The following is a 20,878-nucleotide window of genomic DNA, read 5'->3' as shown; positions in this document are numbered from 1 at the left end:
TCATGATTGACAATATGCCGGACCTGAACCTCGTCAGGCTTTTTGTCGCGATGGTCGAGTCGCGCAATCTCAGCGCGGCCGCCCAGCGTTGCGGCATGACGCGGTCGAACATGTCGCATCGGCTGAAGCGGCTGGAACTCGACCTGGGCGCGCAACTGTTCCGGCGCACCACCCGCCATGTCGAACTGACGCAGGCGGGGCAGTTGCTGTACCAGCACGGCATCCGGCTGCTGGACGAGATGCGCGCGGTGCAGGCGGCCATCGACAGCCTCGATGGCGCGGTGCGCGGCGACGTGCGCATCCGCCTGCCCACGGGGCTTGGCCATCTTTATCTGGCGCCGGTGCTGCTGGAATTCGCGCGCGCCCATCCCGACATCGCGCTGCGCGTGCACATCAACGACGGCATCGGCGACCTGATCTCCGCCGAGGTCGACATTGCGCTCAAGATCACCTCGTCTCCGCCGGAAGATCACGTGGCGCGGCGGCTATGCGGCATCCAGTGGTGCCTGTGCGCATCGCCCGGCTTTCTGGCGCGCAACGGGCCGGTGCAGCACATCGAACAGTTGGGCCGTTGCGACCTTATCGCGCCGCAATCGCTGGGCCGGCGCTTCGATCTGCGGCTCAAGCAGGCGCACGGCGATCCGTTGATCCTGCGTGTGGCGCCGAGGCTGCAGTCGGGCGATTATCCGTTCCTGCGCGACGCGGTGCTGGCGGGCCTGGGCGTGGCGCTGCTGCCGCGCTACGCCGTGTGGGAAATGCTGCGCGATCAGACGCTGGTGCAGGTGTTGCCCACGTTCGAGCCCGAGGGCGTGGGCGATGCCATCTATCTGCTGACTGCACCGAACCGCTTTCCGTCGATGGCCACGCGCGTGCTTGCCGACTTCATCCGCGAGCACATCGAGCGGCATGCGCGGGACTGGGGCGGGACGCTTGCCGCCGCGCAGTAATGCGCAGGACTTGGCGCGTGCGCAGCGGTCAGGTCTTTACGCCGTCCTGACCCAACCGCGCGATGGCCGCCTCAAGATCGTCGGCATGCACCATCAACGCCCGCACCTGCTGCAAGCACGGAAACTGATTGAGCACGGGGCTCCAGCGTGGCGATGCGAGCAGGTGATGCCATAGCGGCGCAAGCGTCTGCGAATCTGGCGCTTCGCCTGCGATCGTCTGGCTGGCGTAGTCCAGACTTTCTTGCGCGGAAAGCAGCTGCATGCGGCTCGCGGCGCCGAGCAGCCGGGGCGCGGGTTCAGCGGGCGCGTCCGAGAAATACAGGATCGTTTTGGCCAGCTCGTCCGGGTCCGACGGCAGCGCGGCCAGCGCCGCGCCGCGCAGCCGCAGGGGCCCCTGATGGCTGTCGAACACATAAGTGGTCTGCGCATCGGCATGCTTGAGCAGCCGCAGGCCGCGCAGCAACCGCGGCAGATCCGTGGTGGCGGCATCCGTGGACGCCTTGGCCTCCACCAGCAGACACACGTCCCAGACCGGGTCCGCCGCATCGCCACCCGACTGCCGCAGCAGGGCCACGTCCCATTCGGTCTTGGCGCGGTCGGCATTGCTGGGTATCGATGCCGGCACGCGCAGGGACGTCGCCACCCGATAGGTCTCGCCAGCCGCCTGCGCAAGGTGTTGGGCCAGCGCGGCAATTGACGCTTGCGCGCGCGCCTCGACGGCCACACCGCGGCGCCGCGCGTCCAGCCCCTGGGCGGCGGCCTCGGGCGTGCCGGTGCGCGGGCCTTGGCGCTGCCACAGGGATTGATAGCGTTGAACTTGGGGATCGGACGCCAAGTCGTCCTGCCGCCGCAGACGAGCCAAGGCGGGGTCGCGAAGCAACCCCTCCAGTTGACCGGCAAGCGCCGCGTCCGCCTCTTCATCGGACGCCAGTGCGCAATGCAGGGCTTGCACGCCTTGCGTCAGCGCGCGCCATTCGCCGGCGGCGCAGGCGCCATCCAAGTCCGCGAGCGCATCGGCCAACGGCCCGGCGGGCATCCCGCGACGCTTGCCGGGATGCGCAAACGCGGCCACCGCCGTGCGCACGGCGCGCCGGTCCGCGCCCGCGTGCGCCGCTAGCGAAGCATGTTCGCGCACCTGCGCACTTTGATGGCGCAGGACCATGGCCTGGAAAACGGGATCTCCGCCCGGGTCCCGCAGGGCGTCGCGAATCAACTGCGACAGCGCATCGACAAAAAGATGCTGATGCTCGCGCTGGGGCTCGGCGCCGGAAATCAGCGCCGCGCGGCCCGCTTCGATGGCGGCGGCAAGCGCCGCCGCCGGGTCGGAATCTTCAAGCCCGCGCGTGGGTGCGGACATCGCCGCGACGCGGTAGCGGCGCGCCACGGCGCGCAGCGTCTGTTCGATCAAGGCGGGCGGTAAGGCAGCGGGCATGAAGGTTCCGTGGCATGCCCGGCCTCGTCGCTAGCTACCTACCAGGGTACGACCGACACGGCGATCGAAACCACGACGACCAGGGCAATGATGGTGAGGATGTGATTTGTACGCATATTTTCTCCTTTGAGCCACGGCTACACACTACTTGCTTGCGACGCCCCTCGTCTGCAACTGAAGTTTTAAATTCTCATCGGATGTTAGCGGCGCGCGTTTGGCGCGGATTTCCCGCGGCGGCGCGGGGTATAACCAAGGCAAGCGGCCGCGAACCCCTTGCGCCGCGCCGATCGGGAGGTGCCATGCGCGACATCGTGCAATTGCGTCCGGAAGGGCTGTACTGTCCGGCCGGCGGCTTTCACATCGATCCCTGGCGGCCCGTGGACGTGGCCGTGCTGACGCATGGTCACGGCGATCATGCGCGTTCGGGCATGGGCCGCTATCACACCAGCGCCGAAGGCTTGCCCATTCTGCAATGGCGCCTGGGCGACCAGGATTACCGGATCCATGCGTACGGCGAGACCTTCACGTTGGGCGACGCGCGCGTGTCGCTGCATCCGGCCGGCCACGTGCTTGGGTCGGCGCAGGTGCGCATCGAAGTCGGTGGCGAAGTCTGGGTCGTGTCCGGCGACTACAAGCGCCAGGCCGATCCTACGTGCAGCCCCTTTGAAGTCGTGCCCTGCGACACCTTCATCACCGAGGCCACCTTTGGGTTGCCCATCTACCGCTGGCCCAGCGCCTCGGACGTGGCGCGCGACATCGTGCAGTGGCGCGACCACTGCGCCGCGCGCGGCGAGGCGGCCATTCTGTATTGCTATGCGTTGGGCAAGGCGCAGCGCGTGCTTGCGGAATTGATCCCGTTCATCGACCGCCCGGTCTACCTGCATGGCGCGATCGCCGCGGGCGTGGACGTATACCGCAAGGCGGGCGTGCCGCTGGCCAAGACGCGGCTGGTCATCGACGCGGACGGCCCCGCAGCCTCGGGCACGGGATTTGCTGGAGAGCTGATCCTTGCGCCGCCGTCAGCTGCCGGCAGCCCGTGGCTGCGGCGCTTTCGCAAGGCGCAGCACGGGTTTGCGTCCGGGTGGATGCGGCTGCGGGGCAATCGGCGGCGCCGCAACATGGATCGGGGTTTCGTGGTGTCGGACCATGCGGATTGGCCCGATCTGGTGCGCACGATCCGCGACACCGGCGCCAAGCGGGTCATCGCCACGCACGGCGACACCGAGGCGCTGGTGCGGACGCTGAATGATTCGGGCATCGCCGCGGAGACGCTGGTGACGCAGTACGGAGAAGACGACTAGGACGGACACGAACATCCTGGATCATCGACAGGGGAACGGACGCAGGCATGAAGCGATTCGCGGGGTTGTATCAGGAGCTCGACCGCAGCACAGCCACCTTGGACAAGCGCGCGGCGCTGGTGGCGTACTTCCGCGATGCGCCGCCGCGCGACGCGGTCTGGGCGCTGTATCTGCTGGCGGGCGGCAAGATCACCAGCGCGCGCAAGAAGATTGCCGGCGTGGGCGAGCTGCGCGCTTGGGCGGCCGACGCCTCCGGCACGGCGCCGTGGCTGCTGGACGCCTGCTATGACCAGGTCGGCGACCTGGCCGAAACCTTGGCGTTGCTGGTGCCGGATCCGGTACAGGCCGCGCCCGATCGCGGGCTGGCCGATTGGATCGAAGAGGTCTTGCTGCCTGTGGCCAATCGCGACGAGACCGAGCGGCGCGAGGTCGTCGTGTCGGCGTGGCTGGGCCTGCCCTATGCCGAACGTCTCGTGTTCAACAAGCTGCTGACCGGCGCGCTGCGCGTCGGGGTGTCGCAGCGCATGGTGCAGCAGGCGCTGGCCGAGATGTCGGGGGTGCCCATCGCCCGCATCGCGCAGCGCATGCTGGGCGCGTGGTCCCCCAGCCCGGCGTTCCTGCGCGACTTGCTCAGCGTCGAAGAGCTGCCCGGTGATCGCCAGCAGCCTTACCCCTTCTTCCTGGCCTCGCCGCTTGAAGGCGAGCCCGCCATTCTGGGCCCCATCGACGAGTGGCTGCTGGAATGGAAGTGGGATGGGATCCGCGCGCAGCTGATCCGGCGCCACGGCGAAGTGTCGCTGTGGTCGCGCGGCGAAGAGCGGCTGGACGGGCGTTTTCCGGAAGTGGAAGCGGCCGCCGCCGCGCTGAACGTGGACTGCGTCATCGATGGCGAGTTGCTGGCCTGGCAGGATGGCCAGACGGACCCCATGCCGTTTTCAGCACTGCAAACCCGTATCCAGCGCTTAAAGCCCTGCCCCAAGTGGCTGGCCGAGGCGCCGGTGCAGATGCTGGCGTACGACCTGCTTGAACTGGAGGGCGAGGACCTGCGCGAATTGCCGCAGGCACAGCGGCGTGAGCGACTGGAAGCGCTGCTGCGCCGCCACCCCGATCCGCGGCTGCGCATGTCGCCGGCCGTGGCGCCCTCGGACTGGGACGAGGCCCTCGCACTGCGCGCGGAATCGCGCGAGCGCGGTGTCGAAGGCTTCATGCTCAAGCGCCGCAGCGCGCCCTATCAAAGCGGGCGGCGGCGCGGCGACTGGTGGAAGTGGAAAATCGATCCGCTCACCATCGACGCCGTGTTGTTGTACGCGCAATCCGGTCATGGCCGGCGCAGCACGCTCTACACCGACTACACCTTCGGGCTGTGGGATGGCGATGCGCTGGTGCCGATCGCCAAGGCATATTCGGGGCTGGACGACAAAGAGATCCTGGAACTGGATCGCTGGCTGCGCGCCCACACGCGCGAGCGCTTCGGGCCGGTGCGCTCGGTCGAGCCGGTGCAGGTCTTCGAACTGGGCTTTGAGGGTGTCAACCTGTCCAAACGGCACAAGTCCGGCGTGGCGGTGCGCTTTCCGCGCATCTTGCGCTGGCGGCACGACAAGCCTGCGGGCGAGGCCGATCAGCTTGACACCCTGAAGGCGCTGGCGCGATGAGTGGCGGGGCCCGGGGCAGGGACGCGCCGCTGATCGCGTGGTTCAAGACACGCGGCTGGAAGCCCGCGCCCTTTCAGCGCGAAACGTGGCGCCGTTATCTGGATGGCGAGTCGGGGTTGCTGCATACGCCGACGGGCAGCGGCAAGACATTGGCGGCATTTGGCGGCCCGCTGCTCGAAGCGCTTGAAGACGACACACCGGTGCGCGCGGCAGCGGGCGAGGGACCGCGCGTGCTGTGGGTGACGCCGCTGCGCGCGCTGGCCGCCGATACGACGCGGGCATTGACGCAGACGGCGAGCGAATTGGGCATCGACTGGACGGTCGCGTTGCGCACCGGCGACGCCAGCGCGCGTGACAAGCGGCTGGCGCGGCAGGGCAAGGCGCACGTGCTGGTCATCACGCCCGAATCGTTGGCGTTGCTGCTGTCGTACGCCGATGCGTCGCTGCGCTTTCGCGCGTTGCGCTGCATCGTGGTGGACGAATGGCACGAGCTGCTGGGCAACAAGCGGGGCGTGCTGTTGCAGCTATGCCTGGCGCGCGTTCGGAAGCTGTCGCCGGCCGCACGGACCTGGGGGCTGTCCGCCACGCTGGGCAATCTGGAGCAGGCGCGAGCGGTGCTGCTGCCGCAGGCGCCGGACAGCGCGCTGGTGGCGGGCGCCAAGCCGCGCAAGATCCAGATCTCGACCTTGCTGCCGGAACGCAGCCGCTCGCTGCCTTGGGCGGGCCACCTGGGGCTGTCGCAGCTCGAACGCGTTTTCAAGCGCCTTTTCGACGTGCGCGCGACGCTGCTGTTCACGAATACCCGGGCGCAGGCCGAGCTGTGGCATCGCGCGCTGGAATCGATCTGGCCGGAAGCCCCGGGCACGCTGGCCTTGCATCACGGGTCGCTGGACCCCAAGTTGCGCGCGGCGGTCGAGCAAGGGCTGCGCGACGGCACGGTGCGCTGCGTGGTCGCGACGTCCAGCCTGGATCTAGGCGTGGATTTCCCGGCGGTGGACCAGGTGCTGCAGATCGGCAGCCCGAAGGGCGTGGCGCGCCTGTTGCAGCGCGCCGGCCGCGCCAAGCATCGGCCGGGCGAATCGGGCAACGTCGTCTGCGTGCCCGCACAGGCGCTGGAACTGATCGAATATGCCGCGGCCCGCCAGGCGATCGCGCGCGGTGAGATCGAATCGCGCATGCCGCCCATCGGCAGCCTGGACGTGCTGGCCCAGCACGCCGTGACGCTGGCGCTGGGCGGCGGGTTCGACGCCGCCGAACTGTACGAGGAAGTTCGCGGCACGCATGCCTACGCCACGCTTGACGCTGCAACGTGGCAGGCCGTGCTGGACTTCATCGTGCAAGGAGGGCGCGCGCTGGCAAAGTACCCGGACTACCACCGCGTGGTGCGCGACGAGGATGGCTGCTACCGCGTGCACGACCGGCGCATCGCCTTCCGTCATCGGTTGTCCATCGGCACCATTACGTCCGACGGCGCGGTGGCGGTGAAGTATCTGCGGGGCGGCAGTCTGGGGTCCGTCGAGGAAGGGTTCCTGGCGCGTCTGCGGCGCGGCGACCGCTTTCAGTTCGCCGGCCGCACGCTGGAGCTGGTGCGGCTGGAGGGCATGGTCGCCTACGTGCGCCGCGCAAAGGCCGGCGACGGGCCCGTCGCGACGTGGCAGGGCGGCCGCATGCCCTTGTCGACGCAGTTGGCGAGCGAAGTGGAAAGCCTGTATTCCCATCCCGGCGACCATCCAGAAATGCGTGCGGTCGGGCCGCTGCTGCGGATTCAGGAAGCGGCCAGCGCGCTGCCCGACCACGGCCGGCTGGTGGCCGAGCTCATCAAGACGCGGCGCGGCACGCATCTGTTCCTGTTTCCGTTCGCCGGCCGCGCCGTGCACGAGGGCATCGCCGCGATGGTCGCGCTGCGCTGGGGCCGGCGCCAGCCCAACACGATTTCCTACACCGTCAATGACTACGGCCTGATGCTGACCTTGGCCGAACCCGCCGCGCTGGACGACGCGCTGCTGCGCGCGCTGCTCAGTCCCGACAACATGGCCGAGGACCTGCGCGACGGCGTCAATCTTGGCGAAATGGCGCGCCGCCAGTTCCGGGAGATTGCCCGCGTTGCCGGCCTGCTGACGCCGTCGTTGCCGGGGCAGGCGGCGCGCTCGCTGCGGCAGGTGCAGGCGTCCAGCGGTCTGCTCTACGACGTGCTGCGCCGCTACGATCCCGATCACCTTCTGCTGGCGCAGGCGGAGCGCGAAGTCTTTGAATTGCAACTGGAGGCGCCGCGCCTGCTGGCGGCGCTGCAAGACTGCCAGCGCCGCGATCTGGCCTTGTGCGAACCGCGCGCGCTCACGCCGCTGTCGTTCCCGCTGTGGACCGAAAGCCTGCGTGGACAGCTCAGCACCGAGACGTGGCAGGCGCGTGTCAAGCGCGCCGCCGAGCGACTGGAGAAGCGTTATGCACGCGTCGCCTGACGCAGGCCTGGCGATGGCGCTGGCGGGCGAACGCGTCGTCCTGCTGGGCGCGCGCGCCATGCACTGGCCGGCGCGGTCCCGGCTGGTGATTGCCGACCTGCATCTGGGCAAGAGCCATGTCTTTCGCCAGGCGGGCATCGCCGTGCCGCGCGGCGCGACGATGGATGACTTGAATCGCTTGTCGGCGCTGATCGCGGCGACGCAGGCGGCCGAGCTGCTGATCGTGGGCGACGTGCTGCACGGCCCCGCCGCGCAGGCCGCCTGGCGCGATGCGTGGATCGCGTGGCGCGAGGCGCATGCGGGCGTGGACGTGGCGGTGCTGGCCGGCAACCACGACCGGGCGCTGGACGCGCCGGCGCTGGGCATGCGCCAGCTTGGGCAGGCGTGGGCCGACGGCCCATTTCTTTTCCGGCATCTGCCAACGCCGGACACGCAGGGCCGGCACGTCATTGCCGGCCACGTGCATCCGAAGACGCGCGTGCCGGGCGTGCCGCGCAGCTGGCCGGCCTTCTGGCTGCGCCCCGGCATCACCGTCCTGCCGGCGTTTTCCGACTTCACGGGCGGACATCCGGTGCAAGGCGGGCAGGGCGCGTCGTTAGTCGCATGCGTGGAAGGCGATGCGCTGGCGCTGGGGTGGTCCCCACCCCGGCCGTGACGCCCCGCCGTGACGGGCACGACGCTTGCTGAACAGGGCGCATCTTCTCGCGCACCTTGTGTCCCAATCTTCATGACAGACCATCACGGCCCTGCCGCTCAGCCGTCCTGCCTGCACATCCTCGATCAGGCACTTTCAGATGCCCATGCGCCGCTCGATCCCGGGCGGTGGCTGCGGATCCTTGTCGACCAGGGTTGCGGCCGGTTGCCGCTGCCCGCCTCGGGCCGCACGCGCGAACGGTGGCAGGCGCTGGCCCGCGTGGCGGCAGCGGATCTCAGCCTGGCCAAGCTTTTCGAGGGCCACACCGATGCGCTCGCCATCCTGGCGGAGTTACAGGCGTCGCCCGCGCCCTCGATGGCGAATAGCCGCTGGGCCGTGTGGTGCGCCGAACCCCCGGATCACCGCGTCCAGATCACGCAGCGCGCCGATGGTTCGGCGCTGCTGCACGGCGTCAAGGCCTGGTGTTCCGGCGCGGCATCCGTGACGCACGCGCTCGTCAGCGGTTGGAATCCGGCCGGAGAACCCTGTCTGGTCGCGGTGGCAATGGATCAGGATGGCGTCAAGGTGACCGATGCCGGCTGGCACGCCGTGGGCATGCGCGCGTCGGCCAGCGTCGACGTGGCCTTCAGTCACGTGCCGTGCACGCTGGTAGGCAAGCCCGGCGCCTACGTGAATCGCCCCGGTTTCCTGCACGGCGGCGCCGGTGTCGCGGCGTGCTGGTATGGCGGGCTGGTGCACATTGCGCAGTCGTTGCGCGCGGCGTTGCCGGTGACGTCCGCCGACCCGCATCGCCTCGCGCATCTGGGCGCCGTTGACGTCGCCCTGGCGCAGGCGCGGGCAGTGCTGCGCGAGACCGCTGCCGAGATCGATGCGCATCCGCGCCAGTCGTGCGCGATGGCTTGCGCGCGAGCCCGCTTGGCCGTGGAGGCGGCGGCGGCCGTGGTGGTGGAACGGGCGGCGCGCGCGCTGGGCGCGGGGCCGTTGTGCCGCGACGCCGGCTTTGCGCAGGTGATGGCCGATCTGCCCGTCTTCATCCGTCAGAGCCATGCCGAACGCGACCAGGCCGCGCACGGACAAGCGGTGCTTAACCACGAGGGCGCGCCATGGGCGCTGTAGCCGCGGATCACTTCGAACGGCTGTACCGCGCCGACGCCGACCCGTGGCGCGTGGCAAGCGCTTGGTACGAACGCCGCAAGCGCGGCCTGCTGCTGGCGGCGCTCGGCCGCGAACACTATCGCCACGCCTTTGAGCCGGGTTGCGGCACGGGGGAGTTGACCCGATGCCTGGCGCTGCGGTGCGCGCAGGTCTGCGCCGTCGACGTCGCGCCTGCGGCAGCCGCGCGTTGCGGCGAGCGCATGGCGGGCGAGGGCCTGGACCACGTCGCGGTGCTGCCCTTGGACCTGCCGCGGCAGTGGCCTGACGTGCCGCCGGACGGCTTTGACCTCATCGTGCTGTCGGAAGTGGCGTATTACCTGGACGACGCGGCGCTTCGCGCTTTTTTGCATGGCGTGGACGCGTCGCTGGGCGCCGGCGGCGAACTCGTCGCCTGCCACTGGCGCCCGGACTTCGATGACCGTCTCCAGCCCACGGATGCGTTGCATGCCGCGCTCGGCGCGCTGCCCGGCCTGGTGTGCACGGCGCGGCACGAAGAGCCCGAGTTCCGCCTGGATGTATGGCGCAGACAATCTCAAGGAAGCGATTCATGATCGGCGTGTGTATTCCGGCGCACAACGAAGAGCGCCATATCGAGGACTGCCTGCGCGCCGTCCTGCGCGCCTCGCGCCATGCGCGGCTTGGCGGCGAAGCGGTGCGGATCGCGGTGGTGCTGGATCACTGCGTGGATCGGACCGCTGGTATCGTCGCCGGATGGCCGGTGGATCTGCTGACGGTCCACGCGCGCAACGTGGGCGTCGCGCGTGCCGCGGGCGCGCATCATCTGCTGGATGCCGGCGCGCGTTGGCTGGCCTTCACCGATGCCGACACGAACGTGTCGCCCGATTGGCTGGCCGACCAGCTTTCCTTGGACGCGGAAGTGGTGTGCGGCACGATATCGGTCGCGGGTTGGGAAGCGCACGGCGCGTTTGCGCAGCGGGCGCGCAATGCGTTCGCCGCGCATTACCAGGACCGTGATGGCCACCGGCATGTGCACGGGGCGAACTTGGGCGTCGCGGCGCACGTGTACCGGCGCATTGGCGGCTTTGCGGCGTTGACCTGCAGCGAGGACCAGGCCCTGGTCGACAAGCTGGAAGCCGGCGGCGCGCACATCGCATGGTCCTGCCTGCCGCGCGTGACCACCAGCGCCCGGCCGTACTCGCGCGTCGAAGGCGGATTCGCGACCGCGCTGCGCAGAGGGTGGGACGCGGCGGCAGGCGTTGAGGGCGCTCAGCCGGACCCGGCGCCGGGCGACGGCGGAACGCCGTTCTGCCACTGCTCGTGATAGGCAATCATCCTGGCCAGCGCGTGCTGCGCGCTGGCCCGCCGGATCGCGTTGCGGTCGCCTTCGAAACGCGTCGTCTCGGTGTAGACGGCGGGCGCGCCATCGGCGGGGCCGGCCTTGAATACCCATGCGTAACACTGCGTGCCGGCGGGAATGTCGGGGTCGGTGCCGTCGGTGACGCCCGTGTTTGAGATTGCGACGTTCGCCGGACTGTTGCGGGCGGCGCCCAGCGCCATTTCCCTGGCCACCGCTTCACTGGTCAGATTGTGGCGCTGCAGCGTACGCGCCGCCACGCCCAGGCACTTCTGCTTGGCCTGCGGCGAGTAGGTCACGAACGCGCAGTCCAGCAACGCGCCCGCGCCCGGTATGTCGGCAAGCGTGGCGGCAATCAGCCCAGCCGTGCACGACTCGGCCGTCACCAGTTGCAGCGAGTGCTCGTGCATGTACGCGGCAACTCGTTCGATGGCATTCATTCGCGTCCCTCCTGGCGTGAATGCCCGGGCGGCCAGCAAGCTGCGTGCCGCCCGCGTGCCGCCCGCGTGCCGCCCGCGTGCCAACTGCCTGCCCCGTCACCTGTCAGGCGGTTTGTGCGCCACCGCCACCCCCACCGACCCGCACGGCAGCCGGTATTTTCCTCCCCCCAGCCACGTGACGGGTTCGCCGGTCGGAAGGGTGCAGACGTAGATGGGGACACCGGATGCTTCTTGCGTTCTCCTTGCGATCAAACGCCGTTCTACGCGGCAGGTGGAGCGATCGGGGAGTTTTACGATTACATCGGACAGCCTGGATCCTGAAGCCATATTTCATCTCCTGAATGTCGTGTGTCGTGTTGCCGGATGCGGTTGTTGGGCCTTGCCACGGCGTTCTGACCGCATGCTCCATTCTTAGCACCGCGACTGCCTTTGGCCTATCGGCCATACAGCGTGGACCTTGTGCGGTCAGACCGGCTGCGTCGTCCGGCACAGCACTTGCTGCCCTGACCAGGCGGGCGGGCGAGGGCGCGCAGTTGCCCCGAAGCCGGCCCGCTTGATGTGCAACTTGCAACGGGAGAGACGATATGAGCAGAGACCCGAGGAACACGTCGGCATTTCGCGGCGAGCGGGAACCGTGGCAGGATCCCGCGCCTTCGTTCGGATACCAGAGCGAAGGCACGCGCCAGGGCGGCGCGCGCGAGACGCGAGAGCCTGTGCGCAGCCGCAGCGCGGATCCTGGCCAGAGCAGCTACGGCGGATTCTCGAACGAAGATCCCTCGTTCCAGCGTCAACAGCTGGTTGAGGGGCAGGATCGCGGGCGTGGCGGCGATGACCGCCACCATGACGCGCGCGGCCGATATGGCGATCAGCGCCGCGGCACGGGTGGCCAGGGCCGATATCCGGGCGGGCGCGACCGCGCCTACGGACGCGATCAGTCCTACGACGGCCCCACGTCCTTTGGCGACGACGAAGGCGGCTACTACGGCGACCGTCCGGCCTGGCGCGAGGAATCCATGTCCTTCGAAACCGCCGAGCGCGGGGGCTACAACCGTGGTCCGACGGCGTGGCGCGACCGCGCATCGCGCAGGACCGATCCCAAGGGCTACATCCGTTCGGACGACCGTATTCGCGAGAACGTCTGCGAGGCGCTCGCCCATAGCGGCCTGGACGTGAGCGACGTGTCGGTTGCGGTCACCGATGGCCGGGTCGTGCTGGAGGGCACCGTCCCCAACCGCCGCATCAAGCATCACATCGAGGATTGCACCGTGGAGTGCGCCGGTGTCAACGACGTCGACAACCGGATCCGCGTCAATGAAAGGAGCAAATCATGACCAAGCAGAAGGACGATAAGCACACCGAGACCGGCGCGGACCGCACGCAGGACGATACGCCCCGGCAATCGCAGGCGAGCCACGGCGACACGCAGAACCGCACCAAAAAGGAGGGCCATGCCACGCAGATCGGCACTGGCCAGGACCAGCAGAGCCAGCGCAACCGCGGGCAGGGCGCCCGGTCCAAGCCTTGATCCTGTCCGGTGCATTGAGCGGGAACCGTAGCCGATGACGCTGGACGCGTTGTGGGACTTCCTGCAGTGGCCGGCCATGGCGGCGTCGCTTGCCGCCGCCTGGCTGGTCGCCTCGCGCAGCCCTGCCCGGCGCACGGCCGGTTTCTGGGTATTTCTTGCCAGCAACGTGTTGTGGGTGGCCTGGGGGCTACACGACGACGCCTGGGCGCTTATTGCGCTGCAACTAGGATTGGCCGTGCTCAACGTGCGCGGCGTCCTGAAAAACGATTCATAGGGCGCCTGCCGGCTGGGCCAAAGGCCTATACTTTTTCCATCACGCACGCTCCGGCGCACGACACAGGGCGTCTGCCGCCTTCCCCCCCGCGCGGCGTTCGCCGGGCATTCATGTGCACAGGGTCATGGCCCCTTTTCCAAGGAGGCAATTCCCATGTCGCGCCCCAGCAGATAGACGGCTTTACACGCGGTTTGTAAAGACATCGCCATCAAGGAGATGTGTGATGAACAACCTGTCCAGCAGTAGTTTGGACGATCTGCGGGCGGCGGCCCGGGGTCAGATCCTGTCGGCCGGCGATGCCGGTTACGACGAGGCCCGAAAAATCTGGAACGCCACGGTGGACCGGCGGCCTGCCGTCATCGCGCGATGCGCCGGGCCGGCCGACGTGCGCCGTGCCGTGGACTACGCGCGCGAACACGGCCTGGTGATTTCGGTGCGGGGCGGCGGCCACAATATCGCGGGCACCGCCGTCTGCGACGGCGGCATGATGATCGACCTGTCGCCCATGAAGTCGGTGCGTATCGATCCGGCGCGCGCCAGGGCCTACGTGGAACCGGGCGCCACGTTGTCCGACCTGGATCACGAAGCGCAGGCGTTCGGCCTGGCGGTGCCCTTGGGCATCAACTCCACGACCGGCGTGGCGGGCCTGACGTTGGGAGGCGGTTTTGGCTGGTTGACGCGCAGGTTTGGCTTGACTATCGACAATCTGGTGTCTACGGATGTCGTCACCGCCGACGGCCAGATGCTGCGCGCCAGTGAATCGGAGAACCCGGATCTGTTCTGGGCGCTGCGCGGGGGCGGCGGCAATTTCGGTGTGGTCACGATGTTCGAATTCCAGCTGCATCCGGTGGGCCCCGAGGTTTACGGCGGTCTGGTGGTGTTGCCGCTCGAACAGGGCCGCGAGGCGCTGGCGCGCTACCGCGACGCATTGCCATCGATGCCGCCGGAGCTGACCGTGTGGGCCGTGCTGCGCCAGGCGCCGCCGCTGCCGTTCTTGCCGGCGTCCGTGCACGGAAAGCCCATCGTCGCCTTCGCCGCGTGCTACACGGGCGGGGTGGACAAGGGGCCGCAGGCGCTGGAGGCGGTGCGGGCCTTGGGCGAACCCTATGGCGAGCACCTCGGGCCGATGCCTTATGCAGCCTGGCAGAAGGCGTTCGATCCCTTGCTGACGCCCGGCGCGCGCAACTACTGGAAGTCTCACAACATCGGTGAGCTGCAGGACGGGCTGATCGACGCCGTCGTGTCGGCGGTCCAGAACGTGCCGTCACCGCAATGCGAGATTTTTTTCGGCCACATTGCCGGCGCGGCGATGCGTGTGCCCGTTTCCGCCACGGCCTATCCGCACCGGTCCGCGCAGTTCGCCATGAATGTGCACGGACGTTGGGACGATCCCGGAGACGATGCGCGGTGCATCGCCTGGACGCGCGACATTTTCAAGGCGACCGAGCCCTGGTCGCAGGGCGGTGTGTACGTCAACTTCCTGACGCAGGACGAGACGGCAAGGGTGGGCGCGGCCTATGGTGAAAACTTCGACCGGCTGGTGCAGGTAAAGACCCGCTACGATCCGCACAACCTCTTCCGGCACAACCAGAACATCAGGCCGTCCGCGCCTTGAGGCATGCGGGGCGGCGTGTCAGCCCGGCCGGCGCAATGCGGCATGCGACCGGCCCCGCTGCTTGCGTCGCCAGATCAGCACGCCGGTGACGGACAGCATGACGACGATCAGCCCGAGCAGGCAGGCAAAGATCCGGTAGGGCAGGCCGAAGACATGCGCCATGTGCAGCGCGCCCAGCCAGTTGCTGAACGTGTCGCCCCATGCGCCGCGCGTGGGCAGGTACATGCCGCGCAGCTCGCCCGTGTTGGCGTCGATCAGGATGGCGGTGTTGCCCACATGGCGGCGCAGGTCGGCATCGCTGTGCGCCAGGTACGCGTACACGCCGCGCCGCCGGTCCAGCATCAGCGACTCCTCGCCATCCACGGTAAAGCCGCGTTCGTTTGCCAGTCCGCCCATCGCGCGGCGCGCCGCCGCAAGGGCGGCCGGGCCTTCCAGCGCGGGCGTGGCCAGCGGCTGCGGCAGGACGGGCGCGCCGCGCCACGATGTGTCGAACGGCATGATGACCGACATCACCGGCTGGTACACCTGGGCCCGCAGGTTGAACATGACGCTGGACCACGCATAAACCAGCAGCAGGGCCCACAGCCAGAGGCCGAAGGCGCGGTGCAGATCCAGCGTGACGCGCGCCGCCGAGGCGCCTTGCTTGATCGACCAGGCGGGCCGCCACGCGCGCCAGAATCCCGCGCGCTTCGCGCCCTTGGACGGCAGGGTCAGGTAAAAGCCGGCAAAACAGTCCAGCGTCCAGATGAGCGCGATCACGCCGTACAGCAAGCGGCCCCAGACGCCGGGCAGCGTCAGATCCAGATGCAGCCGGTAGATGAAGGGCAGCAGGTTCTCGCGCGCGAGCGACACCGCACCCTCGTTGCGCCAGCCCAGCACCTTGCCGCTGTAGGGATCCGCGAAGGCATGCGTGGCGGGCAACGGCAGCATGCGCCCGGTGGCCGCATCCTGCCGCGGCGTCAGCCGAAAGACCACGGCCCGGTCCGCCTCGCGCCGCAGCGGCACCTGCTCGATGCCGGCCCACGGCAACTGTGCGCGAACCGTGTCGCGCAGGACGAAGGGATCCAGCAGCGCGCGTCCCTCGGCGGGCGCCAGGAACAGCTGCGGATTCAACCAGACGTCCAGGTCTTCCTTGAACGCCAGGATGCTGCCCGTCAGCCCGGCCACGCACAGGAACAGGGCGGTGGCCAGCCCCGCCCATCGGTGCACGCGGACCCAGAACGGGCGAGCTGCGATCGCCATGCCGCGCTCAGTACTTGGCGCGCAGGGTCAGCAGGAAGGCCTGCGGCTCGCCAAAGATGTTCTGCGAGCGCGGCGAGCTGATGGTCGCGTAATACTTGCGGTCGAACAGGTTGGTGACGTTGAGCGCCACATCCAGGTTGCGGTTGATCTCGTAGCCGATCTTCATGTCGACCGTCGCATAGCCACCTTGCTCCAGCCGCGCGCCGTTGTACTGCGGCAGGGCAACGTAGGTGCCGCTTTGCACGTTGACGCCGCCGCCGATGGTCCACCGGTTTGCCACGCCCGGCAGCCGGTAATCCGTCCACAGCCGCAGCAGATGGCGCGGCGCGACGGCGGTCACGTTCGAGTCGTACGAGGCGCTCTGGTCCACGCGCGTTTGCAGCCACGTGTAGCCGGCGTAGACGTTCCAGCCCGGCTGGATCTCGCCGTTGACCTGCAGTTCGAAACCGCGGTTGCGCGTCTTGCCGTTGGCCGTGTAGACCGTGGTGGAATCCGGCGAGAGCGTGGCGCGGTTCTCGTCGCGGATCTCGAACACCGCAAACGAGGCATTGAGCGCGCCGTCCAGGTATTCGCCCTTGATGCCGGCCTCGATCTGCTTGCCTTCCAACGGCTTGAGCATGCTGCCGTCCGCCGTGGTGTATCCGTTCTGCGGCAGGAAGATCTCGGAGTAGCTGGTATAGACCGAATAGGTGTCGTTCAGGTCATAGATCAGGCCCAGGTTGGGCGTGAACTTGCCGTCGTAATTGGCCTGCTGCGCCTTTTCCGCGGTGAGCGTGCGCTGGTTGGACGTCAGGTCCCACCAGCTGAAGCGCCCGCCCGCCACCAGCGTCAGCGGCTCGGCCAGACGCAGGCGCAGGTTGCTGTAGAGGCCCCATTGCTTGGTGCGCGCGTGGTTGCTGTTGTTGAAGGCATAGTCCAGACGGTCGAAGTCCGAGCGCGGGTTCGTGATGTCGATGCGCGGCGCCCAGTTCGGCGTCGGATAGTTCCACGCGTTGTCAAAGCGCGAGTCGGTGTAGTTGGCGCCCAGCGTCAGATTGTGCTGGCGGCCGAACAGCTGGAAGGGGCCGTCGGCGTAGGCGTCGTAGGACGTCTGTGCCTGCCGTGTCGGGCCCTTGGCCGACAGCAGCTGGATCAGGTTGTTCGAGGTGTTGGCCGGCCCCCAGCCGTACGCCTGTTCGCGGTCCAGCTTGTTTTCGGCGTAGCGGCCGGACAGCTTGGCGGTCCAGCCATTGTCCAGGCGGTGCTCCACGTCGGCGAAGGCTTCGGTGGACGTGAACTGGTCACGGTTCCAGTCGGCGCCGATGAAGGTGGAACGCTTGATGTCGGCCAGCGAAAAACTGGGCTGGCCGCCGGGGCCCACGGTCATGAGCGCCGGGATCGACCACATCGACGCGTGGATGTCGCGTTCCTGGCGGCCGCCGCCCACCGTCAGCGTGGTGCGCGGCGTGAAGTCATACGCCAGCGCACCGTACAGCACGGAATGCTGCTCGTTGGTTTTGTCGTAGAAGAAGCGGCGGTCCTGGTAGACGCCGACCAGCCGCCCGCGTAGCGAGCCGTCCTCGTTCAGGCCGCCGGTCAGGTCGACCTCGGAGCGGTAGTTGTCCCACGAGCCGGCCGAGACGCTGCCTTCGAAGCCGAATTCCTTTTGCGGGCGCTTGTGGACCAGGTTGATCGCGCCGCCCAGCCCGCCGGCGCCGTTGTACAGGCCTGCGGGGCCTTTCAGGACCTCGACGCGGTCGTAGATGGCAAGGTCCGTCGAGGACAGCATGCGCCAGTCGTATTGCGTGGGAATGCCGTCGATCTGATACGACGTCATGTCAAAGCCGCGCGAATGGAAGATCGAGCGGCTGTTGTCGCGGCGTTCGACGGTGACGCCCGCCGTGTTGCGCATCGCATCGTCCAGCGTCTGCATGGCCTGCTGGCGCATGCGTTCCTGCGTGACCACGCTGATCGACTGCGGAATCTGGCGCTGCGTGAGCGGCGTCTTGGAGCCCACCGTGGTCGGCGGGTTGTAGCGTTCGGCGGCCGAGTCGCCCGTCACCGTGACGGGGGCCAGCGTGCTGACCGACGGTGCAGCGGGCCGGATGACGAAGTGGCGTTCGCCCGTCTGTTCGGCGACCAGGCCGCTGCCCGCCAGCAGCGCCGCAAAGCCCTCGGCGATGGCGTAGGGCCCGCGCAGCGCCGGCGCCTGCCGGCCCGTGGTGAGCGACGGATCGAACGACAGGGTCACCCGCGCCGACGCGGCGTACTGGTTCAAGGCGGTCTCAAGCGGCGCGGCGGCCTGTTCGACCGTCACGCGCGCGGACTGGGCATGAACGGCGGGGGCAAGCGCCAGCGCGGCGCACAGCGGAAGCAGGCGCAGAAGGCGCGTCGGGGTGGGGCGGGCAGAGCGGGACATGACGTAGGCGATCCTGGTTCAAACGGGGGTTGTCATTCCCTATGTCGAACGAGGACGCCAAAACCCGTAAACGGAATCGCCAAAAAGTTGTAACGGCATTCAGGCGGGCAGCACGCGGGTCCACAGGCCCGCGTAGCGCTCGATCCGCGTGGGCAGCGCGCGGGACAGCGTATTGAGCGCGCCCGGCAGGTCGTCCAGCAGGAAGACGCCCGACACCCGCAGATCGGCCACGGCGGGATCGCAGCTGATCCAGCCGCGCTGATAACGCGACAGTTCCTGCAGGAAGTCCGCGAGCCGCATGCCGCGCACGGTCAGCACGCCGTCGGCCCAGCTATCGGCGTCAAACGGCGCGGCGGGTTCGCGCCGTGCATCGCGGTCCGTCACGCGGTAGCGCCCGCCGGCTTCGGCGCGCGATTCGGCGCCGTGCAAGGGGGCAATGCGCAAGTCGCCGCGCTGCATGTCCAGCAGCGTGGCGTCTTCGATCGTGCGCAGCAGAAAGCGCGCGTGCGTGGCGGTGAAACGCGCCTGGCGCGTGCGCACTTCCCACGGGGCGGGCGCCGCGCCCGTGTCCATGCGCAGCTCGCCGGCCAGCAAGGTCAGGCGCCGGCCGCCCGGGTCGGTCCGCACGGCGCTGCCCGTGTTTAGCCACAGTTCGGCCCCGCCCTCCAGCGCGAACCGGCGGCGCTCGCCCACGCCGCTGCGGTAGTCGGCGGTCATGCGATCCCAGGCGCCGGCGCGCCACGCCAGCGTCGCGCCAGCGCCCACCGTTCCCAACGCCAGCATGGCAAGGACGCGGCGGCGGCCGCGGGCGGGGGCGGCTCGCAGCGCGGACGCCGCCGCCGAGCCGGACACTGCGCGCAGATCCGTCTCGATCGCCTGCAACTGGCGCCAGACCCGTTCGTGCTCGGCGTCGGCCTCGCGCCAGCGGCGGCAGGCCTCGTGCTCGGCGGCGTCGGCGTGGCCCGAGTTCAGGCGCACCGCAAAGGAAATGGCGCGATCCAGTACCACGGTGCGATCAGCCATAGCGCAGTTCGTAGCAATGACGGATGGCGGCGGCCATGTATTTTTCGACGGAGCTCACCGACACGCGCAAGGTTGCCGCGATGTCGGGATAGGTCATGCCGTCCAGCCGGGACATCAGGAACGCCGCCTTCGCCTTGGCGTTCAGGCCGTCCAGCATGCGGTCGATGCGCACCAGGGTTTCGAGCAGCAGGGCGCGGGTTTCGGGAGAAGGGGCTTGGGCTTCTGGCAGCAGGGCCAGCTCGTCGAGATAGGCCCGCTCCAGCTTGCGCCGGCGGATGTGGTCCACGGCCAGGCCGTGCGCCAGCGTCGTCAGGTAGGCGCGCGGCTCTTGCAGGCCGCGGGCGCGCTCGGGCGCGGCCAACAGCCGATGAAAGGTGTCTTGCGCGATATCGGCGGCGTCACAGCCGCACCCCAGCTTTCTGCGCAGCCAGTTCACCAGCCAGCGGTGATGGTCCACATAGAGTGCGCCCACATGATGGTGATCCGGCGCCAGGCTGCGAGTCATGGAAGTGCGGCGAAAGGGGAGACGTTGGCAATCCCGGACGGAGGGTGTCGAGATTGAGAATGGTTCTTATTGTATCAGCGGTTTGCGGGGGCGGCATCAGGGAATCCGAGGGGGGCAGGTGTCAGGCGGGATGCTGGCTTTCCAGCTCGTGCTCGATGCCCGCTTTCAGCGCCAGCAGATCCGGGGCATGCCGCTGCGTCACCGCGGACGGCGCGTCGTCGGTGGTGAGGCTGATGTTCAGCGCCATTGCCGGGCCGCCCAGCGGGCGTAGCGGCGTGGACAGCGCCACCACGCCCGGCTGCCACGACGCCACGCAATATCCGCGCGCCGCCACCTTGGCGATGGCGCTGTCGATGTCCGCGCGGATCGGCTTCCAGGTGGCGCTGCGATAGCCCCGCCGGATCTGGTCCAGCAGGGCGTCGCGCGTGTCGGCGTCCAGCGTCGCCAGGTAGGCGCGGCCCAGCGACGTCAGCTCGATCGGAACCCGCTGGCCCGCAACGATGGTGCGCAGGGACGCCTTGCGGTTGTAGCGGATGGATTCCAGGTAGACCATGTCGGCCCGGTCGGCGCTGGCCAGGCCCACGTTCAGGCGCTGCTTGACGGACACCTCGCGCATCAGCGGCGTGGCCGCGCGCAGCAGCGGCGACGAGGCGTGCATGGCGTGTCCCAGGCTGAGCACCGGCGCGGCCAGGCGATAGGCGCGCGCGCGCCGGTCGTGTTCCAGAAAGCCGCTGGTCACGAGGGTCTGCGTCAGCCTGCTGACCGTCGCCGCCGACAGGCCCGTGCGTTCGGCCAGATCGCCATTGCCCAGCAGGTCCGTGCCCGGCTTGAACGCGCGAAGGATCTCCAGGCCGCGTTCCAGCGAGCGGTTCTGGCTGACGCCGGTGAAGCGGCGGCTGGCGGCGGTAGCGGATTCGGAGGCGGCGGTCATGGCAATGCA

Annotated in this window: 19 protein-coding genes; 12 read left to right on the top strand and 7 right to left on the bottom strand. The window is 68.8% G+C overall.

Annotation, left to right across the window (positions count from 1 at the left end):
- Positions 1–2 precede the first annotated feature (2 nt).
- Positions 3–947 carry a LysR family transcriptional regulator gene (locus tag V6V88_RS19910; RefSeq protein ID WP_062842251.1) on the top strand — a complete coding sequence of 315 codons (945 nt, stop codon included), beginning with the start codon at positions 3–5 and terminating at the stop codon, positions 945–947.
- Positions 948–975: 28 nt separating this feature from the next.
- Here V6V88_RS19910 and V6V88_RS19905 read toward each other — a convergent pair whose 3' ends face one another.
- On the bottom strand, positions 976–2,379 hold the full coding sequence (locus V6V88_RS19905) for a 3-deoxy-D-arabino-heptulosonate 7-phosphate synthase (RefSeq protein WP_338616095.1): 1,404 nt from the start codon (positions 2,377–2,379) through the stop codon (positions 976–978).
- Positions 2,380–2,678: 299 nt separating this feature from the next.
- Here V6V88_RS19905 and V6V88_RS19900 point away from each other — a divergent pair, with 299 nt between their 5' ends.
- The 7 genes from V6V88_RS19900 to V6V88_RS19870 all read left to right on the top strand — a co-directional run bounded on the left by V6V88_RS19900 (position 2,679) and on the right by V6V88_RS19870 (position 10,883).
- Entirely contained in the window at positions 2,679–3,680 is a 1,002-nt protein-coding gene (locus tag V6V88_RS19900) for a ligase-associated DNA damage response exonuclease (protein WP_338616094.1), read from the top strand.
- A 47-nt stretch (positions 3,681–3,727) separates the two neighbouring features.
- Complete coding sequence (locus V6V88_RS19895) at positions 3,728–5,332, top strand: ATP-dependent DNA ligase (protein WP_338616093.1); 1,605 nt, start codon at positions 3,728–3,730, stop codon at positions 5,330–5,332.
- On the top strand, positions 5,329–7,791 hold the full coding sequence (locus tag V6V88_RS19890; RefSeq protein ID WP_142054004.1) for a ligase-associated DNA damage response DEXH box helicase: 2,463 nt from the start codon (positions 5,329–5,331) through the stop codon (positions 7,789–7,791). The genes V6V88_RS19895 and V6V88_RS19890 overlap by 4 nt, the downstream gene beginning before the upstream one ends.
- Positions 7,775–8,446: a ligase-associated DNA damage response endonuclease PdeM gene (gene pdeM / locus V6V88_RS19885; RefSeq protein ID WP_056322877.1), complete on the top strand. Its 672-nt coding sequence runs from the start codon at positions 7,775–7,777 to the stop codon at positions 8,444–8,446. The genes V6V88_RS19890 and pdeM overlap by 17 nt, the downstream gene beginning before the upstream one ends.
- 72 nt (positions 8,447–8,518) lie before the next feature.
- A complete protein-coding gene (locus tag V6V88_RS19880; RefSeq protein ID WP_056322880.1) occupies positions 8,519–9,562 on the top strand; it encodes an acyl-CoA/acyl-ACP dehydrogenase in 1,044 nt (347 codons plus the stop codon).
- Complete coding sequence (locus V6V88_RS19875) at positions 9,550–10,152, top strand: SAM-dependent methyltransferase (RefSeq protein WP_056322883.1); 603 nt, start codon at positions 9,550–9,552, stop codon at positions 10,150–10,152. The genes V6V88_RS19880 and V6V88_RS19875 overlap by 13 nt, the downstream gene beginning before the upstream one ends.
- Entirely contained in the window at positions 10,149–10,883 is a 735-nt protein-coding gene (locus V6V88_RS19870; RefSeq protein ID WP_338616092.1) for a glycosyltransferase family A protein, read from the top strand. Before V6V88_RS19875 ends, V6V88_RS19870 begins: the two co-directional genes overlap by 4 nt.
- Here the strand turns inward: V6V88_RS19870 and V6V88_RS19865 are convergent.
- On the bottom strand, positions 10,829–11,356 hold the full coding sequence (locus V6V88_RS19865) for a CinA family protein (RefSeq protein WP_338616091.1): 528 nt from the start codon (positions 11,354–11,356) through the stop codon (positions 10,829–10,831). The genes V6V88_RS19870 and V6V88_RS19865 overlap by 55 nt on opposite strands.
- Before the next feature lie 584 nt (positions 11,357–11,940).
- On the opposite strand from V6V88_RS19865, the gene V6V88_RS19860 reads away from it, so the two are divergent.
- From V6V88_RS19860 to V6V88_RS19845, 4 genes are all read left to right on the top strand, one after another.
- Complete coding sequence (locus tag V6V88_RS19860) at positions 11,941–12,687, top strand: BON domain-containing protein (protein WP_338616089.1); 747 nt, start codon at positions 11,941–11,943, stop codon at positions 12,685–12,687.
- Positions 12,684–12,881 (top strand): hypothetical protein, encoded by a 198-nt coding sequence (locus V6V88_RS19855; RefSeq protein WP_338616088.1) that lies wholly within the window; start codon positions 12,684–12,686, stop codon positions 12,879–12,881. The genes V6V88_RS19860 and V6V88_RS19855 overlap by 4 nt, the downstream gene beginning before the upstream one ends.
- Before the next feature lie 40 nt (positions 12,882–12,921).
- Positions 12,922–13,155 carry a hypothetical protein gene (locus tag V6V88_RS19850; RefSeq protein ID WP_056324516.1) on the top strand — a complete coding sequence of 78 codons (234 nt, stop codon included), beginning with the start codon at positions 12,922–12,924 and terminating at the stop codon, positions 13,153–13,155.
- A gap of 223 nt (positions 13,156–13,378) precedes the next feature.
- Positions 13,379–14,770: an FAD-binding oxidoreductase gene (locus tag V6V88_RS19845; protein WP_175236396.1), complete on the top strand. Its 1,392-nt coding sequence runs from the start codon at positions 13,379–13,381 to the stop codon at positions 14,768–14,770.
- Between the two features lie 18 nt (positions 14,771–14,788).
- Here V6V88_RS19845 and V6V88_RS19840 read toward each other — a convergent pair whose 3' ends face one another.
- From V6V88_RS19840 to V6V88_RS19820, 5 genes are all read right to left on the bottom strand, one after another.
- On the bottom strand, positions 14,789–16,012 hold the full coding sequence (locus V6V88_RS19840; RefSeq protein ID WP_338616086.1) for a PepSY-associated TM helix domain-containing protein: 1,224 nt from the start codon (positions 16,010–16,012) through the stop codon (positions 14,789–14,791).
- Positions 16,013–16,019: 7 nt separating this feature from the next.
- Positions 16,020–18,410 carry a TonB-dependent siderophore receptor gene (locus V6V88_RS19835; protein ID WP_338616085.1) on the bottom strand — a complete coding sequence of 797 codons (2,391 nt, stop codon included), beginning with the start codon at positions 18,408–18,410 and terminating at the stop codon, positions 16,020–16,022.
- A 99-nt stretch (positions 18,411–18,509) separates the two neighbouring features.
- The gene (locus V6V88_RS19830; RefSeq protein WP_338616084.1) at positions 18,510–19,433 is read right to left on the bottom strand and encodes a FecR domain-containing protein; all 924 of its coding nucleotides are present in this window, start codon (positions 19,431–19,433) and stop codon (positions 18,510–18,512) included.
- The gene (locus V6V88_RS19825) at positions 19,426–19,938 is read right to left on the bottom strand and encodes a sigma-70 family RNA polymerase sigma factor (protein WP_338616082.1); all 513 of its coding nucleotides are present in this window, start codon (positions 19,936–19,938) and stop codon (positions 19,426–19,428) included. The genes V6V88_RS19830 and V6V88_RS19825 overlap by 8 nt, the downstream gene beginning before the upstream one ends.
- A gap of 121 nt (positions 19,939–20,059) precedes the next feature.
- Complete coding sequence (locus tag V6V88_RS19820) at positions 20,060–20,869, bottom strand: IclR family transcriptional regulator (RefSeq protein ID WP_338616080.1); 810 nt, start codon at positions 20,867–20,869, stop codon at positions 20,060–20,062.
- Positions 20,870–20,878: the final 9 nt, after the last annotated feature.

Origin of the sequence: Achromobacter sp. E1, assembly GCF_037039475.1 — a bacterium.
Lineage (GTDB): Bacteria > Pseudomonadota > Gammaproteobacteria > Burkholderiales > Burkholderiaceae_B > Achromobacter > Achromobacter mucicolens.
This window is presented reverse-complemented; position numbering and strand designations above follow the sequence as displayed.

Bases quoted from the DNA above. Each gene is read 5' to 3' on its own strand.
- pdeM (WP_056322877.1), top strand. From the start codon at position 7,775: ATGCACGCGTCGCCTGACGCAGGCCTGGCGATGGCGCTGGCGGGCGAA.
- V6V88_RS19855 (WP_338616088.1), top strand. From the start codon at position 12,684: ATGACCAAGCAGAAGGACGATAAGCACACCGAGACCGGCGCGGACCGC.
- V6V88_RS19835 (WP_338616085.1), bottom strand. From the start codon at position 18,410: ATGTCCCGCTCTGCCCGCCCCACCCCGACGCGCCTTCTGCGCCTGCTT.
- V6V88_RS19910 (WP_062842251.1), top strand. From the start codon at position 3: ATGATTGACAATATGCCGGACCTGAACCTCGTCAGGCTTTTTGTCGCG.
- V6V88_RS19820 (WP_338616080.1), bottom strand. From the start codon at position 20,869: ATGACCGCCGCCTCCGAATCCGCTACCGCCGCCAGCCGCCGCTTCACC.
- V6V88_RS19860 (WP_338616089.1), top strand. From the start codon at position 11,941: ATGAGCAGAGACCCGAGGAACACGTCGGCATTTCGCGGCGAGCGGGAA.
- V6V88_RS19880 (WP_056322880.1), top strand. From the start codon at position 8,519: ATGACAGACCATCACGGCCCTGCCGCTCAGCCGTCCTGCCTGCACATC.
- V6V88_RS19890 (WP_142054004.1), top strand. From the start codon at position 5,329: ATGAGTGGCGGGGCCCGGGGCAGGGACGCGCCGCTGATCGCGTGGTTC.
- V6V88_RS19870 (WP_338616092.1), top strand. From the start codon at position 10,149: ATGATCGGCGTGTGTATTCCGGCGCACAACGAAGAGCGCCATATCGAG.
- V6V88_RS19830 (WP_338616084.1), bottom strand. From the start codon at position 19,433: ATGGCTGATCGCACCGTGGTACTGGATCGCGCCATTTCCTTTGCGGTG.
- V6V88_RS19845 (WP_175236396.1), top strand. From the start codon at position 13,379: ATGAACAACCTGTCCAGCAGTAGTTTGGACGATCTGCGGGCGGCGGCC.
- V6V88_RS19875 (WP_056322883.1), top strand. From the start codon at position 9,550: ATGGGCGCTGTAGCCGCGGATCACTTCGAACGGCTGTACCGCGCCGAC.
- V6V88_RS19825 (WP_338616082.1), bottom strand. From the start codon at position 19,938: ATGACTCGCAGCCTGGCGCCGGATCACCATCATGTGGGCGCACTCTAT.
- V6V88_RS19865 (WP_338616091.1), bottom strand. From the start codon at position 11,356: ATGAATGCCATCGAACGAGTTGCCGCGTACATGCACGAGCACTCGCTG.
- V6V88_RS19900 (WP_338616094.1), top strand. From the start codon at position 2,679: ATGCGCGACATCGTGCAATTGCGTCCGGAAGGGCTGTACTGTCCGGCC.
- V6V88_RS19840 (WP_338616086.1), bottom strand. From the start codon at position 16,012: ATGGCGATCGCAGCTCGCCCGTTCTGGGTCCGCGTGCACCGATGGGCG.
- V6V88_RS19905 (WP_338616095.1), bottom strand. From the start codon at position 2,379: ATGCCCGCTGCCTTACCGCCCGCCTTGATCGAACAGACGCTGCGCGCC.
- V6V88_RS19895 (WP_338616093.1), top strand. From the start codon at position 3,728: ATGAAGCGATTCGCGGGGTTGTATCAGGAGCTCGACCGCAGCACAGCC.